General features: G+C 71.3%; 13 protein-coding genes and 1 pseudogene. 6 read left to right on the top strand and 8 right to left on the bottom strand.

Annotation, left to right across the window (positions count from 1 at the left end; all coding sequences use genetic code 11):
- Window positions 1-75 precede the first annotated feature (75 nt).
- The 3 genes from gad to FLX07_RS16590 all read right to left on the bottom strand — a co-directional run bounded on the left by gad (window position 76) and on the right by FLX07_RS16590 (window position 3,439).
- Entirely contained in the window at window positions 76-1,479 is a 1,404-nt protein-coding gene (gene gad / locus FLX07_RS16600; RefSeq protein ID WP_142571706.1) for a glutamate decarboxylase, read from the bottom strand.
- 27 nt (window positions 1,480-1,506) lie between these two features.
- Window positions 1,507-2,340 carry a class II glutamine amidotransferase gene (locus tag FLX07_RS16595; protein WP_142571705.1) on the bottom strand — a complete coding sequence of 278 codons (834 nt, stop codon included), beginning with the start codon at window positions 2,338-2,340 and terminating at the stop codon, window positions 1,507-1,509.
- A gap of 232 nt (window positions 2,341-2,572) precedes the next feature.
- Window positions 2,573-3,439, bottom strand: a complete 867-nt coding sequence (locus FLX07_RS16590; protein ID WP_142571704.1) for a tyrosinase family protein — start codon at window positions 3,437-3,439, stop codon at window positions 2,573-2,575.
- Window positions 3,440-3,813: 374 nt separating this feature from the next.
- On the opposite strand from FLX07_RS16590, the gene FLX07_RS16585 reads away from it, so the two are divergent.
- Both FLX07_RS16585 and FLX07_RS16580 read left to right on the top strand, forming a co-directional pair.
- The gene (locus FLX07_RS16585) at window positions 3,814-4,551 is read left to right on the top strand and encodes a pyrimidine reductase family protein (protein ID WP_142571703.1); all 738 of its coding nucleotides are present in this window, start codon (window positions 3,814-3,816) and stop codon (window positions 4,549-4,551) included.
- Entirely contained in the window at window positions 4,535-5,644 is a 1,110-nt protein-coding gene (locus FLX07_RS16580; RefSeq protein WP_223853491.1) for an ATP-dependent DNA ligase, read from the top strand. The genes FLX07_RS16585 and FLX07_RS16580 overlap by 17 nt, the downstream gene beginning before the upstream one ends.
- A 12-nt stretch (window positions 5,645-5,656) precedes the next feature.
- On the opposite strand, the gene glgX is transcribed toward FLX07_RS16580, so the two are convergent.
- The 4 genes from glgX to FLX07_RS16560 all read right to left on the bottom strand — a co-directional run bounded on the left by glgX (window position 5,657) and on the right by FLX07_RS16560 (window position 11,851).
- A complete protein-coding gene (gene glgX / locus FLX07_RS16575) occupies window positions 5,657-7,777 on the bottom strand; it encodes a glycogen debranching protein GlgX (protein WP_142571702.1) in 2,121 nt (706 codons plus the stop codon).
- 114 nt (window positions 7,778-7,891) lie between these two features.
- Complete coding sequence (locus FLX07_RS16570; RefSeq protein WP_142571701.1) at window positions 7,892-8,320, bottom strand: OsmC family protein; 429 nt, start codon at window positions 8,318-8,320, stop codon at window positions 7,892-7,894.
- Window positions 8,321-8,421: 101 nt separating this feature from the next.
- Window positions 8,422-10,068: an isovaleryl-CoA dehydrogenase gene (locus FLX07_RS16565; protein ID WP_142571700.1), complete on the bottom strand. Its 1,647-nt coding sequence runs from the start codon at window positions 10,066-10,068 to the stop codon at window positions 8,422-8,424.
- 139 nt (window positions 10,069-10,207) lie between these two features.
- Entirely contained in the window at window positions 10,208-11,851 is a 1,644-nt protein-coding gene (locus FLX07_RS16560) for an ankyrin repeat domain-containing protein (RefSeq protein ID WP_142571699.1), read from the bottom strand.
- Between the two features lie 154 nt (window positions 11,852-12,005).
- Between FLX07_RS16560 and FLX07_RS16555 the strand changes: the two genes are divergently transcribed.
- The 4 genes and pseudogenes from FLX07_RS16555 to FLX07_RS38705 form a co-directional block, all read left to right on the top strand.
- Complete coding sequence (locus FLX07_RS16555; protein WP_142571698.1) at window positions 12,006-12,692, top strand: DUF1707 SHOCT-like domain-containing protein; 687 nt, start codon at window positions 12,006-12,008, stop codon at window positions 12,690-12,692.
- A gap of 159 nt (window positions 12,693-12,851) precedes the next feature.
- Window positions 12,852-13,349: a SigE family RNA polymerase sigma factor gene (locus tag FLX07_RS16550; protein ID WP_142571697.1), complete on the top strand. Its 498-nt coding sequence runs from the start codon at window positions 12,852-12,854 to the stop codon at window positions 13,347-13,349.
- Window position 13,350: 1 nt separating this feature from the next.
- Window positions 13,351-14,145 (top strand): hypothetical protein, encoded by a 795-nt coding sequence (locus tag FLX07_RS16545; RefSeq protein WP_142571696.1) that lies wholly within the window; start codon window positions 13,351-13,353, stop codon window positions 14,143-14,145.
- Between the two features lie 83 nt (window positions 14,146-14,228).
- Window positions 14,229-14,974: pseudogene (locus FLX07_RS38705) on the top strand (transposase); the annotation flags it as partial.
- 154 nt (window positions 14,975-15,128) lie between these two features.
- On the opposite strand, the gene FLX07_RS16530 reads toward FLX07_RS38705, so the two are convergent.
- Entirely contained in the window at window positions 15,129-15,626 is a 498-nt protein-coding gene (locus FLX07_RS16530; protein WP_142571695.1) for an SRPBCC family protein, read from the bottom strand.
- Window positions 15,627-15,869: the final 243 nt, after the last annotated feature.

The following is a 15,869-nucleotide window of genomic DNA, read 5'->3' as shown; positions in this document are numbered from 1 at the left end:
TGCGGCACGCGCCGACGCACGCCGGCGGCGCGTGCCGGTCGCCGGTGTGGGCGGAGTCACACCGGGATCGGTGAGTCAGTGGTGGAAGCTCGTCGCGGCGTCCGGGCCGAACATCGGGGCGGGCTGCTTGTGCAGCCAGGGCAGCAGGCCGTCGAGGTCGTCCGCCAGGCGGTCGGCCAGATCGAGCGAGAAGCCGTTGCGGCACACCACCCTCAGCACGTGCAGGTCGCCGCGGTTGGGCGGGAACGGGTAGGCCGGCACCAGCCAGCCCCACTCCCGCAGCCGCCGGGACACGTCGTAGACGTTGAACCTGGTGACGTCGTCGCCGGTGGTGAAGGCGAACACCGGCAGTTGGTCGCCACGCGTGAGCAGCCGGAAGCAGCCGAGGCCCTCGATCCGCCCGGCGAGATGGGTCGCCACCCGCCGGAGGGCGCCCTGCACCTCGCGGAACCCCTCGTAACCGAGCCGCAGGAAGTTGTAGTACTGCGCGACGACCTGCGATCCGGACCGGGAGAAGTTGAGCGTGAACGTCGCCACGTCTCCGCCGAGGTAGTCGACGTGCTCCACCAGATCGCCGGGGAGCGCGTCCCGGTCCCGCCACAGGATCCACCCGAGCCCCGGGTAGACCATCCCGTACTTGTGCCCGGAGACGTTGATGGAGGCGACCCGCGGAAGGCGGAAATCCCACACCAGGTCCGGTTCGAGGAAGGGGGCGATCATCCCGCCCGACGCGGCGTCCACGTGCACGGGCACGGACCACCCGGTGCGTTCCTCCAGCGCGTCGAGCGCCGCGCAGACGTCGGCGATTGGCTCGTAGCTTCCGTCCATCGTGGAGCCGAGGACGGTGACGACGCCGATCGTGTTCTCGTCGCACTGCCCGGCGGCCTCCTCGGCGCCCAGGTGGAACCGTTCGCCCTCCATGGGGACCATACGGGGCTCCACCTCCCAGTAGTTGCAGAACTTCTGCCAGCACACCTGGGTGTTGACGCCCATGACCAGGTTGGGCCGCGTCCCGGCGGCGTAGCGGCCGGCGTTGCGCCGAATCCAGCGGCGTTTGAGCGCCATCCCGCCGAGCATGCACGCCTCGCTGGACCCGACGGTGGAGGTCCCCACCGAGGCGTCGGGGTCGGGGGCGTGCCACAAGTGGCCGATCATCGGGATGCAGCGCTGCTCCAGCTCGGCGGTCGCGGGATACTCGTCCCTGTCGATCAGATTCCTGTCGGCCATGTCGCCCATGAGCGCGTGCGCCTCAGGCTCCATCCAGGTGCTCACGAACGTGGCGAGGTTCAGCCGTGGGTTCCCGTCGAGCATCAGCTCGTCGCGAATGAGCCGGGACACGCCGGCGGGCGCCATGGGTCCCTCCGGCAGCCGGTGCCGGGGAGGGACCGTCGTGATCCCGGAGGCGGGGTCGGTCGCCCCGAACAACGGGTTGACCCATACCGGCCGCTGCCTGACCTGCCTGCCTTCCCGTGGAGTCACCGTCCGCTCCTCTCCGTATCAGGTCATTCAGGGTGTAGCTGGGCTGAATGCGTGCATGTCGAAAAAGTTCGGTCTGACGACCGTGTACGTCGACTCCGGAACCTCCACCCAGAGGCCGGGCAGGTCGCGCAGGGGCTCCGACACGACGAGCCGCGCGTCGTCGGAGACGTCCACCGACCCGAACACCTCCGGATGGAGATGCCGGAGAGTCTGAGTGTTCGCGCTGTGGAAGAGCGACCGGGAACGACGGTCGCTGGAGTAGCGGAAGGACCACAGGCACTCCCCGTCCGAAGTGGCCAGCGACATCTGGAGCGGGTTGTCCACGTCGTGCCGGCGCGCCGTCCGCTCCACGAGACCGGCCATCCGCTCCACCGCCCCCGGCGGGTCCTCGCGCAGCCCCAGCGTGAGCGCCAGGAAGAACATGACCTCCGAGTCCGTGGACCCCTCGATCACCGGGAACAGGTCCGGGGCGACGGCCAGGACCAGATCCCGTTTGAGACGGCCGAACTCGGAGATCGCGCCGTTGTGCATCCACAGCCAGGAGCCGTACCTGAACGGATGGCAGTTCGTCTGCTGTATCGCCGTTCCAGAGGACGCGCGCACGTGCGCCATGAACAGCGGCGACCGGACGTGGCGGGCGAGTTCACGGAGATTGCGGTCGCCCCACGCGGGCTTGGTGTCCTTGAACACCGCGGGAGGCACGCCGCCGTCGCCGTAGTAGCCGATGCCGAACCCGTCGCCGTTCACCGTCTCCTCGCCGTACCTGGCGTGGAGACTCTGGTCGATCAGGGAGTTCTCCGGCTCGTAGAGCAGCTTCTCCAGGGCGATGGGCGAGCCGGTGTAGGTCAGCCAGCGGCACATGAGTTCTGTCCCCCCGTCGCAGCGGCTCCGCCGGCTCGATGTCCGTTTCATCGGCCGGCGTCCCGCGCAGGTGGGGCCGCGGCGGTACGACCCGCTTCCGCCCGATCGGCTCCGGGCTCGCCGGGCGCCGCCGGCCGGGCCTCACCGCCACTGTCCCCTCCGTCTGCCCTTCCCGTCCGCGCCGGTTGTACGCGCGGTGCGGCCCGCCGCTCGGGCGGAGGGGGGCCCGGCGTCAGCGCGTACGCGGCCACACGGCGTCGTAGCGGTATCCCAGCTTCTCGACGTCCAGGACGCCCGCGACCGTGTCGCCGTACCGGGGCAGGCGGCTGTCCTCGGTGACGTCCCCGTACGCCGACCGGATCGGAGCCTCGGGGTGCCGGGAGCGCCACATCTGCCACAGCAGGTCGCCGAAGCAGGCGACGGCCCAGTACAGAGGGTCGTTCGGGGCGGCGGACTGGGCCAGGTCTCCTCCGATGCCCATCTGCACCGCGCCCATGTGGATCTCCAGCTGCATGTTGAACACCTGGAAGTCCGGATTTTTCAGCATGTCGGCGATGAGATCGGGCGAGGCCCACGGGGCGATCTTCCCGCCGTCGGCGTAGGAACGCCGGAGCGGATGGATCCGCGGGACCTTGGCGGCCCACCCGGCGAATGCGCCGTCGACGACGGCCTGATCGTGTTTCGCGCTGCCGTTTCCCCCGAAATACGCCTTCGACAGCACCACCGAGCGCTCCGGCGCCCGGCTGTCGAGAGGCCAGTCCCAGTACGGCACGCACACGGCCGGATCGATGCGCTGGAGCTCCCGCTCGAACTGCAGGAGATACCTGCGCTGCCACGGCAGGAAGAAGCCGTTGGCGTGGGTGGCCGCGAAGTCGTCCGCGTAGGTCTTGACCAGCGCGTCGTAGGTCCCCCGCGCCTTCAGCACGCGTACCGCCCGGACGAACGCCGCCCACTGCTCCTTGGTCATGTCGCCGACCCGCCGGCGGGCCGCCGGCCGGGCCGGGGCCGCGTGCACCGCCGTCGCGCGCACCCCGAACGCGGTCGCCGCCGCGCCCCACACCGCCGATGCCAGCAGTTCCCGCCTGCTCGGCCCGCGCATATATCCGCCCCCCGAATATCACGTTCCGTGTTTGTGCCGATCGGCGGAAAGATTAGAACGGCGAAGTGCCCGGGGTGCGGAATTAGGCGCCGTGTCGGCCCGGAGACGGTCCTGCCGGGACCGTGGCGGGCGTCGCGGAACGGCGCGGGGGCGTCACGGTGGCGTTGTCGGTGCTGTGTTCCCTGACTCGTTCACCGGCTCCTCGTTCGCTTTGCGAGCGGCTCGTTCCTCACCGCTCACTCCGCTCACTGCGTCGGGTTCTCTCGTGTTCCCTGACTCGTTCACCGGCTCCTCGTTCGCTTTGCGAGCGGCTCGTTCCTCACCGCTCACTCCGCTCACTGCGTCGGGTTCTCTCGTGTGCCACTGTAGGAAGCGTGCGCCGCATCCACCCCTATGCCGAGGACGAGCCGGACATCCCCGCCGCCTACGCCTACCCGCGCGACCACTGGTTGCGCCTCAACATGGTGGCCAGCGCCGACGGCGCGGCCTGGGTCGAGGGCCATTCGGAGGGCCTGTCCGGCGGGGCCGACAAGCGGATCTTCGGACTGCTGCGCGGCCTGGCCGACGTGGTGCTGGCCGGGGCCGCCACCGTCCGCACCGAGGGATACCGACCGGCCCGCCCGCGCGAGTCGTGGCGGGCCCTGCGGGAGGGCAGGCCCCCGGCGCCGCCCATCGCCGTCGTCACCCGCCGCCTCGACCTCGACCTCGACAGCGAGCTGTTCACCGAGGCGGAGCCGTACGCCCGGACGATCGTGATCACGACGGAGTCGGCGCCGAAGGACCGCCGCGAGGAGGCGGCCGCGAGGGCTGATCTGATCATCGCGGGCGACGAACTGGTCGATCTCGCGACAGCCGTGGGCGAGCTGCGCGACCGGGGGCTCGGCCGCGTCCTGTGCGAGGGCGGTCCCCGGGTGAACGCGCAGCTCGCCGCCGCGGGCCTGGTCGACGAGCTGGCGCTGACCGTGAGCCCGCTGCTGGCCGGCGGCGACGCGGCGCGCATACTGGACGGCGTCGCGTCGCACACGCCGGTGACCCTCGCCCAGGTGCTCGAAGAGGACGGTTTCCTCTTCTGCCGATACATCAGGGAGGCGCAGGATGAAGCTTCCGGTTGAGCCGCAGATCCCCGACCTGGATCTGCCGGTCGTGCCGCCGGTCGCGCCGATGCTCGCCAAGGCCGTCAAGGGGCTGCCGAAGCAGGACGGCACGCTCTACTACGAGCCGAAGTGGGACGGCTTCCGCTGCATCGTCTTCCGCGACGGCGACGAGGTCTTCCTGGGCAGCAGGAATGAGCGGCCCTTCACGCGCTACTTCCCCGAGCTGGTCGAGGCCGTTAGACGGGAGCTGCCGCCCAGGTGTGTCGTGGACGGCGAGATCGTGCTGATCAGGGGACAGTCGCTCGACTTCGACGCGTTGCAGCAGCGCATCCATCCCGCGCAGTCCCGGGTGCGGATGCTGGCCGAGAACACGCCCGCGTCCTTCGTCGCCTTCGACCTGCTCGCCACCGGGACGGACGACCTCATGGAGGCGCCGTTCTCGGAGCGGAGGGCGCGGCTTGAGGAGGTGCTGGCGGGCGCGGGCCGGTCCGTACGGCTCACGCCGGTGACCCGGGACGAGAGCCGGGCCGCCGAGTGGTTCGACGCGTTCGAGGGCGCGGGTCTCGACGGCATCGTGGTCAAGCCGGGCGACCAGCCGTACACGCCGGACAAACGGGTGATGTTCAAGGTCAAGCACGAGCGGACGGCCGACTGTGTGGTGGCGGGCTACCGCGAGCACAAGTCGGGTCCGATCGTCGGCTCTCTGCTGCTCGGGCTCTACTCGCCGGACGGCCGCCTGCACCATGTGGGCGTCGCCGCGTCGTTCCCGATGAAGCGGCGCGAGGAGCTCGTCGAGGAGCTCGCGCCCTACCGGGTGGAGGACCTGAGCGAGCATCCGTGGGGACACTGGGCCGAGGTCGCGGGGGGCGGCGCCGAGGGACAGCGCCTGCCCGGCGCCGTGTCGCGGTGGAACGCCAAGAAGGATCTGTCGTTCATCCCGCTGCGGCCGGAGCGGGTGATCGAGGTGGCCTACGACCACATGGAGGGCGACCGCTTCCGTCACACCGCCCAGTTCCGCCGCTGGCGCCCGGACCGCACCCCGGCGTCCTGCACCTACGAACAGCTCGAACGTCCGGTGAGCTACGACCTCGACAAGATCCTCGCCCGCTGACCGCCCGGCGGCTCAGCCGCCGGCGGAGATCAGGACCCGCATGGACCGGTCGGTGAGGCAGACCTTGGCCCCGGCGGGCAGCGTCTCCTCGGCGTACGGGTCGTCGCGGACGTCCTCGTCGGCGGTGTCGAGGACGGGACGCCAGGCCGCCCCCAGCTCCGGGCCGGGGAGGGCGAACGTCAGGTTCTCGTGGTGCGCGTTGATCAGCAGCAGGAACGTCTCGTCGCTGATCCGCTCGCCGCGCGGTCCGGGCTCACTGATCGCCTCGCCGTTGACGTACACCGCCAGCGACTTCGCGTAGCCGGTGTGCCAGTCGCCGTCGGTCATCTCCGTGCCGGACGGCGTGAGCCAGATGACGTCCCTGCTGCCGTCCCCGACCGAGTGGCCCTGGAAGAACCGGCGCCGCCGGAAGACGGGATGCGCCCGCCGTAACGCGGCCAGGCGGCGGACGAAGTCGAGCAGGTCGCCCTCCTGCCGGACCAGCGACCAGTCGATCCAGGAGGTGTCGTTGTCCTGGCAGTAGGCGTTGTTGTTGCCGCGCTGGGTGCGGCCGAACTCGTCGCCCGCCAGCAGCATCGGCACGCCCTGGGACACGAACAGCGTGGTGAGGAGGTTGCGCCGCTGCCGGCGGCGCAGCCGTACGATGCCGGGGTCCTCCACCGGGCCCTCGGCGCCGCAGTTCCAGGAGCGGTTGTCGTCCGTGCCGTCGCGGTTGCCCTCGCCGTTGGCCTCGTTGTGCTTGTGGTCGTACGACACGAGATCGGTGAGGGTGAATCCGTCGTGCGCGGTCACAAAGTTGATCGAGGCGACCGGGCGGCGGCCGCTGCTGGCGTACAGGTCGCTCGACCCGGCCAGGCGCGAGGCGAACTCGGGCAGCGTCTGGGAGGCCCCGCGCCAGAAGTCCCGCACCGAGTCGCGGTACTTGCCGTTCCATTCGGTCCACAACGGCGGGAAGTTCCCGACCTGGTAGCCGCCGGGGCCGACGTCCCACGGCTCGGCGATCAGCTTGACCTGCGAGATCACCGGGTCCTGCTGGATGAGGTCGAAGAACGCGCTGAGCCGGTCGACGTCGTGCAGCTCGCGGGCGAGCGCGGCGGCGAGGTCGAAGCGGAAGCCGTCCACGTGCATGTCGAGCACCCAGTAGCGCAGCGAGTCCATGATCAGCTGAAGCGCGTGGGGCGAGCGGACGTTCAGGGAGTTGCCGCACCCGGTGTAGTCGAGGTAATAGCGGCGGTCCTCCTCGCGCAGGCGGTAGTAATCGACGTTGTCGATGCCCCGGAAGCCCAGCGTGGGGCCCATGTGGTCGCCCTCGGCGGTGTGGTTGTAGACGACGTCGAGGATCACCTCGATGCCCGCCTCGTGCAGGGCGCGCACCATCGCCTTGAACTCCTGGACCTGTTCGCCGCGCTGCCCCGAGCTGGCGTAGGTGTTGTGCGGCGCCATGTAGGCGATCGTGTTGTAGCCCCAGTAGTTGGTCAGGCCCCGGGCGACCAGGAAGTGCTCCGGCACGAACTGGTGGACGGGCATGAGCTCGACCGCCGTCACGCCGATCGACTGGAGGTGGTCGAGCACGGCGGGGTGCGAGAGCCCCGCGTAGGTGCCCCGCTGCTCCTCGGGGACGGCGGGATGGCGCATGGTCAGGCCGCGCACGTGCGCTTCGTAGATCACCGTCTCGTGATAGGGCGTGCGGGGCGGCCGGTCGTTGCCCCACTCGAAGAACGGGTTCACCACCACGTTCTTCGGCATGTACGGCGCGGAGTCCTCGGTGTTGAGCCGTGCGGGATCGGCGAAGTGGTAGGAGAACAGCGACTCGTTCCACCGCACCGAGCCCTCGATCGCCTTGGCGTAGGGGTCGAGCAGCAGCTTGGCCGGGTTGCACCGGTGCCCGTGGTCGGGCCGGTAGGGCCCGTGCACGCGGAAGCCGTACCGCTGGCCGGGCAGGATCCCCGGCACGTATCCGTGCCAGACGAACCCGTCGACCTCGGGCAGGTCGACTCGGGTCTCTCCGCCGTCGTCGTCGTACAGGCACAGCTCGACCCGCTCGGCCGCCTCCGAGAACACCGAGAAGTTGGTGCCCACACCATCCCAGGTGGCGCCGAGCGGGTAGGGCTCTCCAGGCCAAACCTCGCGCATGTAACCTCATTCTCCACTGCTGGGGCGAATCGTGCACCCGCGACGACCCCTGCTCTCGCACGGGAACGCGGGAGCCCCTACCGGATCGGGTCCGGCAGGGGCTCCCGCTGGTGCTCAGCCGACGAATTCGGCGTTCAGGGTGATCGTCGTGCCGGCGAGCGCCTTGCTCACCGGGCAGTTCGCCTTGGCCGTCTCGGCGGCCTGCTGGAAGTCCTCGGCCGAGATGCCGGGCACCTGTCCCCGGACGGAGATCACGATGCCGGTGATGCCCTCACCCGGCTGGAAGGTCACGTCCGCGCGGGTCTCCAGCGACTGCGGCGGCGTGCCCGCCTTGGCCAGGCCGGCGGACAGGGCCATCGAGAAGCACGAGGAGTGGGCGGCGGCGATCAGCTCCTCCGGGCTCGTCTTGCCGTTGGCCGCCTCCGCGCGGGAGGGCCAGGAGACGTCGAAGGTGCCGACGCCGGAGGTGTCGAGCGAAACGGTGCCCGAACCGTCGAGCAGCGCGCCCTTCCACTGCGTCGTCGCGGTACGAGTGGTCGCCATGGCGATATCCCTTCAGTAAGCGGAGCCTATCCACAGTGACCTTAACGCCGCCGCCGGTGCGCATAGCCCACCGGCATGGTCCACCGGCATGGCCGGTCGGGTCACGCCGGCGCCGCGCGGTCGAGGATCGCCTCCAGGGCGAGGCCGGAGGGCAGCGTGCCGAAGGCCCGTCCCCAGTCGCCGGACAGGCGCGAGGCGCAGAACGCGTCGGCCACCGCGGCGGGGGCGTGCCGTACGAGCAGGGACGCCTGCAGGACCAGCGTCATCTCCTCGGCCACCCGGCGCGCGTCGGACTCTCCCGCCGAGGCGAGCCTCTTCAGCACCCGCTCGGCCGCGTCGGCGACCCTCCTGTCCTGAGCCAGCGCCACCTCGGCGAAGAACGCCTCGACCGCCTCGGACTCCCTGGCCATCACACGCATCAGATCGAGGGCGGCCACGTTTCCCGAGCCCTCCCAGATGCCGTTCAGCGGCGACTCCCTGAACAGCCGGGGCATCTGCGACTCCTCGACGTACCCGTTGCCGCCGAGGCACTCCAGCGCCTCGGCGGCGTGGACCGGCGCCCGCTTGCACACCCAGTATTTGCCCGCGGCGAGGGCGGCCCGGCGGAACAGGCCCTCGGCGGCGTCGCCCCTGATGGCACGGTCGGTCGCCCCGGCCAGGCGCGTCATGAGCGTGGTCGCCGCCTCCGACTCCAGCGCCAGGTCGGCGAGCACCGCGCGCATCAGCGGCTGCTCGGCCAGCGTCCGGCCGAACGCGCTGCGGTGGCGGGTGTGGTGGAGCGCCTGCGTCAGGCCGTAGCGCATGCCGGCGGCGGATCCGATCACGCAGTCGAGCCTGGTCATGTTCACCATCTCGATGATCGTCCGTACGCCCCGGCCCTCCTCGCCGACGAGGTAGGCGACGGCGCCCTCGTACTCGACCTCGGCCGAGGCGTTCGACCGGTTGCCGAGCTTGTCCTTCAGCCGCATCAGGCGCATCGCGTTGCGGGTGCCGTCGGGCAGCACGCGGGGGAGCAGAAAGCACGACAGCCCGCCCGGAGCCTGGGCGAGCACCAGGAAAACGTCGCACATCGGGGCGGAGTTGAACCACTTGTGGCCGGTCAGCGCGAAACTCCCGTCGCCCAGCGGCACGGCCCTGGTGGTGTTGGCCCGCACGTCGGAGCCGCCCTGCTTCTCGGTCATGGCCATCCCGGCCAGCACGCCGCGCTTGTCCTGCGGCGGGCGCAGCCCGAAGTCGTACGTACGGGAGGCCAGCAGCGGCTCCCACTCCGCCCGCAGCGACGGCGAGTGCCGCAGCGCGGCCACGGCGGCGTACGTCATGGAGATCGGGCAGCCGTGCCCGGCCTCGACCTGCGACCAGGTGAAGAACTTGGCGGCCCTGGCGACGTGCGCACCCGGCCGGGCCGACGTCCAGGGCGCGGCGTGCGCGCCGCTCTCGACGGCGACCGTCATGAGCTCGTGCCAGGCCGGGTGGAACTCGACCTCGTCGATCCTGTTGCCATACCGGTCGTGGGTGCGCAGCACGGGCGGATGCTCGTTGGCCAGCCGTCCCCACTCCTGTGCCTTCGCGGAGCCGGCCAGCAGGCCGAGCTGGCGCAGCTCTCCGGTCGCCCAGTCCGCGCCCTCCCTGGCGAGCCCTTCCAGCAGAACCGGGTCGGCCGAGACGTCGTGGCCGGTCAGCGGGGGCACCTGATTGGTCACGTCGTGGGTCACTGGGGCCTCCTGTGGTCGATGCCGGGACTCGTCCATGCCGGACGTCCAACATGCCGGGACTCCATCTCAACATCTCGAAGGGCCGGGACAAACACCGGGCGGCAGACGGTCCGGTGCGGGACGAACACCGGGCGGCAGGCGGTCAGGCGCGGGACGAACACCGGGCGGCAGGCGGTCAGGCGCCGGAGATCTCCAGGCCGAGCTCGTGGGCCGCCTCCAGGGCGAGGTCGCGGGCGTAGTCCTGGCCCGCGTCCGCCTCGCACAGCACCCGGTGGACGCCCTCAATCGCGCGCCGGTCCCCGCGCCCGGCCAGGCCCCGCGCGGCCTCGGCCACCGTCGTCAGATCGCGGTCGGTCAGCCGGGTGACCAGGGCGTCCCTGATGGAGGCCGTGTCCGCGGGCAGCGCCGCGATGCCCATCGTGGCCCAGTCGCGCACCTCGTCGTCGGCGCACCGGCTCAGCCGGATCAGCGTGGTCAGCCCGTCCTCGTCGTCCGGCGGCAGGACCGCAGCGAGCGCGACGGGGTCGTGGACCGTGGGCTCCCGTCCCGGGCTGTTGACGATCTTCAGCACCTCGGGGAGCGTCCGTTCGTCGGCCTGCTGGCCGAACGCATGGAGCAGCGCCTCGACGACCGAGGGCTCGGTCTCGTGCCGGGCCAGGTCGCGCAGGATCTCCAGGACGCGGTCACGGTAGGGGGCGTGCCCCGCGCCCAGGGACACGGCGCCCGGGGACACGGCGCCCGGGGACACGGCGCCCCGGCCGAGCCCCGCCTCCTGGCCGAGCTCTGTCTTCCTACCGAGCCCCGTCTCCGGGACGAGCCCCGTCTCCGGGACGAGCCCCGTCTCCGGGACGAGCCCCGTCTCCGGGACGAGCCCCGTCTCCGGGCCGAACTCCGCGAGCACGTCGACGCCGAACTCCCGCTCCACCGGGTCGTCGCTCTCGCACAGCCGGGCCAGCGCCAGGAAGGTCTCCTCGTCGTGGCGGGCCTGGAGCGCGTGGACGGCCGCCCACCACGTCTCGTCGTCCTCGTCCAGGTCGCGGTAGGGCAGCGCGCGCCTGAGCAGCACGTCCGCGGGTGGTCGCAGGCCGAGAGCGGCCTCCAGGACCGTCGCGGCGGCGGCGTGCCCGTGCTGGCGCGTGATTGAGTAGCCGCCGCCGGCGCCGCGCGCCTCGACCGTCACTCGCCGGGTGCCGTCCGGTGCGGAGGCGTGGAGCACCAGCACCGTGTGCTCGCCGCCCACCCTCGCGCAGACCTCATCGCGCAACACGGCTTCGAGATCCACCGCCGCCAGTCGCGTGGCGATCTCCAGCGGGGTCGCGCCGTCCCAGCCGGGCGCGGACGGGTCGGCGCCGTGCTCCAGCAGGGACCACACGATCCCGTACGCCCCGAAGAGCGCGGACAGCGTCAGCGGGGTGTCGCCGGCGTCGTCGGCCCGGCCCGGATCGGCCCCGGCGTCGAGCAGGATGTCGGCCGACTCCAGGTTGCCGTTGGCGGCGGCCCACAGCAGGGCCGTCCAGCCGCCCTCCTCCGCCGCGTCGGGGTCGGCGCCGCCGTCGAGCAGCGCCTGCACGGTCTCGGCGTGGTCCCAGCACGCCGCCGCGCAGAGCGGAAGGCCCTCTTCGTGCCCCCCGCTCGGCTGGTCCGGGTCGGCGCCGTACTCCAGGAGCAGACCGACGATGTCGTGGTGACCGCCGAGGGCCGCCCGGTAGAGCGGCGTCGTCCCCTGAGCGGGGTTCACGGCGGTGTCCGGGTGCAGCATCGCCGCCACCCGCGCGACGTCCCCTCCCGCTATCGCCTCCAGCAACCTGCTGCGGGTCACGATTCCATGCTCACACAGCCCCTTCCGGGCCTCGCCGCAGGGATCGTCTCCCCGAATCGACCCCGGATCGTCCCCGGGTAGTCTCCGGGATCGATTTCCGGGATCGTTCGCAGGGAGGAGGGACAGCGGGGCCGGGCGGGATACGGTGAAGGGCGTGAATGATCCGGGTGGCGTGCGGGCGTCCGACGCCGAACGCGAGTCCGTGGTGGAACGGCTACGCGAGGCGTCCGCGGAGGGGCGGCTGACCCTCGCGGAGCTGACCGAGCGGACCGAGGCCGCCTATCTGGCGCAGACCCACGGTGAGCTCGCCCAGATCACCGCCGACCTGCCGGGAGGCGCTCCCGCTCCCGGGCCCGCTGCGCCGGCCGCCTCGCAGGGCAGGGCGCGCAAGTGGATCGTGGCGGTGATGGGCGACGCCAAGAGGACCGGCACCTGGCGCATCGACGACGGCATCGGCGCGGTCTGCGTGATGGGCGACGTGGTCCTCGACCTGCGTCAGGCCGAGGTGCGCGGACGCGAGGTGGACATCGTCGCCACGTGCGTGATGGGCGACGTGAAGATCATCGTGCCGGACGGCGTCGACGTCGAGCTCTCCGGCGTCACGATCATGGGGGACAAGAAGGTCCAGGTGGTCGAGGCACCCCGCGGCCAGTCCGCCCCCGTCGTCAGGGTCACGGCGTACGTGCTGATGGGCGACGTGAAGATCATCGGCGACTCCCGGGCCGAGCCGATCAAGCGTGGCTGGTTCGTCTGGAGCGAGTGGTGGCAGGAGCGCCGCCGGCGCCCGGGCCACGGGGGATACGAGATCCCCGACCGCCGCCGCCACCGCGGCCTGCACTGATCCGGGCCGTACTGATCTGGGCCCGCTGATCCGGGTCGCATCGATCTGGCCGCGCTGATCCGCCGTCGGCCGGACGGCGGTACGAGGCAACGGACCCTCCCAGGGCGTAGTCATCGGTGACCGTTCACCAAGGGATCACCGAGAACCTGGGGGCCGCACATGCGCGACCGGGCCGACTTCGAGCGCTACGTCCAGCAGCGCTCGGACCGACTGCTGCGGACGGCCTACCTGCTCTGCCGCGACTGGGCCACCGCCGAGGACCTGCTCCAGACCGCGCTGGCCAAGGCGTGGCTGGCCTGGCGCAGGGTCGGCGAGAACCCCGATCCGTATGTCTACCGCATCCTCGCCAACACCCACGCCTCCTGGTGGCGCAGGCGCTGGCGGGGCGAGCAGCCGACCGAAGTGCTGCCGGAACCGGCCGTCGGCGATTCCGCCGACCTGCTCGGCTCCCGCGACGCCGTACGGCAGGCGCTCACCTGCCTGCCGCCGAAACAGCGCGCCGTGATCGTGCTGCGTTACTTCGCCGACCTGGGCGACGCCCAGACCGCGGAGATCCTCGGCTGCTCGGTCGCCACCGTGCGGAGCCAGGCGAGCAGGGCCCTGGCCAGGCTGCGCGTCGACTCCGCCGCCCGCTCCGCGATGAGCCTGGAGGGCTGACATGACGATGACCGACAACGACCTGCGCGACCTGCTCGCCCGGGACGCCTCCGAGGCGAGGGGCGCGGGTGTCACCCTGGCCGACGTCGACCGGAGGGTGCGGCGCATCCGGCGCCGTCGCGGCGCCGCGGGGGCGGTGCTGGCCGCGGGCCTGGCCGCCGCAGCGATGGTCGCGACCGCGCCGCGGACGGTCACGATCACGCCGGCCGACGGCTCGGACCCCGCCGCCGCGATGGCCGGCCCTTCACTGACTCCGGGGGTGTCGTACCTCGCGGGGCAGCGGGTGTTCCTCGAAAAGGAGATCGAGATGGGCGGGCGCGTCCTGCGGTTCCCCTACACGGGCATCAGCACGTCGGTGAACGTGCAGGTCGACTGCCGCGAGCCGTCGTACGCGTTCGTCTGGCTGAACGGCCGCTTGGAGACGCAGGGTGTCTGCGGCGTGCAGAGGGACCAGGTCGATCACCTGATCTCGTGGATCGACGAGTCCGGCGGGGATCTGAGGGGAGACAACGAGGTGGACGTCGCACTGGTGCCGGTCCAGCGGGCTGCGGCGGACCGCGACCCGGGCACGCCGATTCCCGCGCTGGGCGAGCACGAGGCCGAGCGGGTCGTCGGCGAGACCGGCGAGTATCGCACCGGCGGCAGGGTGACGATCCGGGAGGCGTGGCTGCTGGCCGTGGCGCCGACGCCCGTCAACTGCGACCGGGACATCGTGATCCACAAGCCCAACGGGCAGGAGATCCTGTCCTCGGCCTGCGACCAGCCCAGCGAGAAGCCGCCATCCCCGCAGGGCTAGTGCTGTGACCGCATAGGTTCGCCGGGTTGGTGGTCGTGGCGGTTGGATGTGCGGTGACGTCCGATCCGACCGTTGGAAACGCGGTGGCCGAGCCCGTCCGTGTGCGCAGACTGACCGACCAGGAGGGGCAGAAGCTGCAGCAGATCGTGCGCCGCGGCAGCACCAGCTCGGTGCGCTACCGGCGCGCGATGATGCTGCTGGCTCCGCCGGCGGGAACCGGGTGCCGGTGATCGCCCAGCTGGTGCAGGCCGATGAAGACACCGTCAGAGACGGCCACCACCCGCCCGACCAAGATCGGCCAGCCCTTCGCCCGCTGGTCACTGCGCAAACTCGTCGCCTACCTGTGGAAAGCCCCCGGCCGCGTGATTCGGATCGGCCGAGAGGCGTTACGTGGCCTGCTCGCCCGCCGCGGCATCACCTTCCAGCGCGCCAAGACCTGGAAGGAGTCCCCGGACCCCGACCGGGAGGCGAAGCTAGACCGGATCGAGGAAGTCCTGGACCGCTTCCCGGACCGGGTCTTCGCCTTCGACGGGTTCGGCCCGCTCGGATCCGTCCCACCGCGGGCTCGGGCTGGGCCACCCAGAAGCGCCCCGACCGATTGCCCGCCACCTACCACCGCACCCACGGCGTGCGCTACTTCCACGGCTGCTACTTAGTCGGCGACGGACACCCTGTGGGGCGTCGACCGCCGCAGAAAGGGCGCCGCCACCACGTTGGCCGCCCTGAAATCGATCGTGCCGCCCGGCCCGACGGCGCCCCGATCTACGTGATCCTGGACAACCTGTCCGCCCACAAGGGCGCCGACATCCGCCGCTGGGCCAAGAAACACATCCAGGGTGAGGTGGCGCAGCAATGCCAGGCAGCTCCAGCCGCTGGGCAGCACCGGCCGCCGCAGAGATCCTCCTCCGAGAGCCCTTCCAGGACCCCGAGGACATGCTCGCGCTGACGGTCCAGGGCTCCCTTCAGGGCGTCGAGTTCGGCGTTCACCGGGCGGCGCACTGGTCGGCGAGGCGTTCCAGGGTGCTCGCCATCTGCGTCTGCCACCAGGCGCGCCCGCTGTCCACTTCCGCGCGTTTGTCCTCCGGCATGCGCGAACCGTCGAAGGTCTCGGTCACGACCGTCGCCCCGGCTCCGTCCGGGAGCAGATCGAAGATCCACCGGTGGCCCCACGCGGCCCCGGGCGCGGTGGCGTCCGGGTGCCCGCGACCGGGCCTCGGCTCCCAGCCGAGGCGACGGTCCGGCTCGTACTCGACGACGTGGTTGTTCATCTCATAATCGCCGTATCGCTCGTAATGCATCCGCATCACGAAGACGTCTCCGACGCCCGAGACCACGGCGTCGGAGACGCCACCGCGGAGCATCCCCGAGCCGTCGAGGTCCGGGTGCCGTCGGGGGTCGGCCAGGATCCGGAAGATCTCCTCCGCCGGGGCCCCGATGCGCCGGGACACCACCACCACGGGCTCGCCTGTCGTACTCGTCATCCGCGTGCCTCCGTTAACCGCAGAGCATGAACCCGGTTCCGGCCCGGACGCTACACCGGGGGTACGACAACGCCTCGCCGAGGACGTTCCACATGCCGTCTGTTGGCGATCAGGGCCTGACAGAGATGATGTAGGTGAGCACCTCCCGGCAGGGTCTGACTCAAACTCTGACTGACTTCGGGTCTTCAACGGGATGTGTCGGCCTTGGCCGGGAGATGCTCGTGTGCACTCACCGGACGTGGC

The organism is Microbispora bryophytorum, assembly GCF_006874465.1.
In the GTDB taxonomy this organism is placed as follows: domain Bacteria; phylum Actinomycetota; class Actinomycetes; order Streptosporangiales; family Streptosporangiaceae; genus Microbispora; species Microbispora bryophytorum.
The sequence above is the reverse complement of the archived record's forward strand: the minus strand, read 5'-3'. Positions and strand labels throughout refer to the sequence as shown.

Bases quoted from the DNA above. Each gene is read 5' to 3' on its own strand.
- FLX07_RS16565 (WP_142571700.1), bottom strand. From the start codon at position 10,068: ATGGACGAGTCCCGGCATCGACCACAGGAGGCCCCAGTGACCCACGAC.
- FLX07_RS16590 (WP_142571704.1), bottom strand. From the start codon at position 3,439: ATGCGCGGGCCGAGCAGGCGGGAACTGCTGGCATCGGCGGTGTGGGGC.
- FLX07_RS16595 (WP_142571705.1), bottom strand. From the start codon at position 2,340: ATGTGCCGCTGGCTGACCTACACCGGCTCGCCCATCGCCCTGGAGAAG.
- FLX07_RS16570 (WP_142571701.1), bottom strand. From the start codon at position 8,320: ATGGCGACCACTCGTACCGCGACGACGCAGTGGAAGGGCGCGCTGCTC.
- FLX07_RS16545 (WP_142571696.1), top strand. From the start codon at position 13,351: ATGACGATGACCGACAACGACCTGCGCGACCTGCTCGCCCGGGACGCC.
- FLX07_RS16580 (WP_223853491.1), top strand. From the start codon at position 4,535: ATGAAGCTTCCGGTTGAGCCGCAGATCCCCGACCTGGATCTGCCGGTC.
- glgX (WP_142571702.1), bottom strand. From the start codon at position 7,777: ATGCGCGAGGTTTGGCCTGGAGAGCCCTACCCGCTCGGCGCCACCTGG.
- FLX07_RS16530 (WP_142571695.1), bottom strand. From the start codon at position 15,626: ATGACGAGTACGACAGGCGAGCCCGTGGTGGTGGTGTCCCGGCGCATC.
- FLX07_RS16550 (WP_142571697.1), top strand. From the start codon at position 12,852: ATGCGCGACCGGGCCGACTTCGAGCGCTACGTCCAGCAGCGCTCGGAC.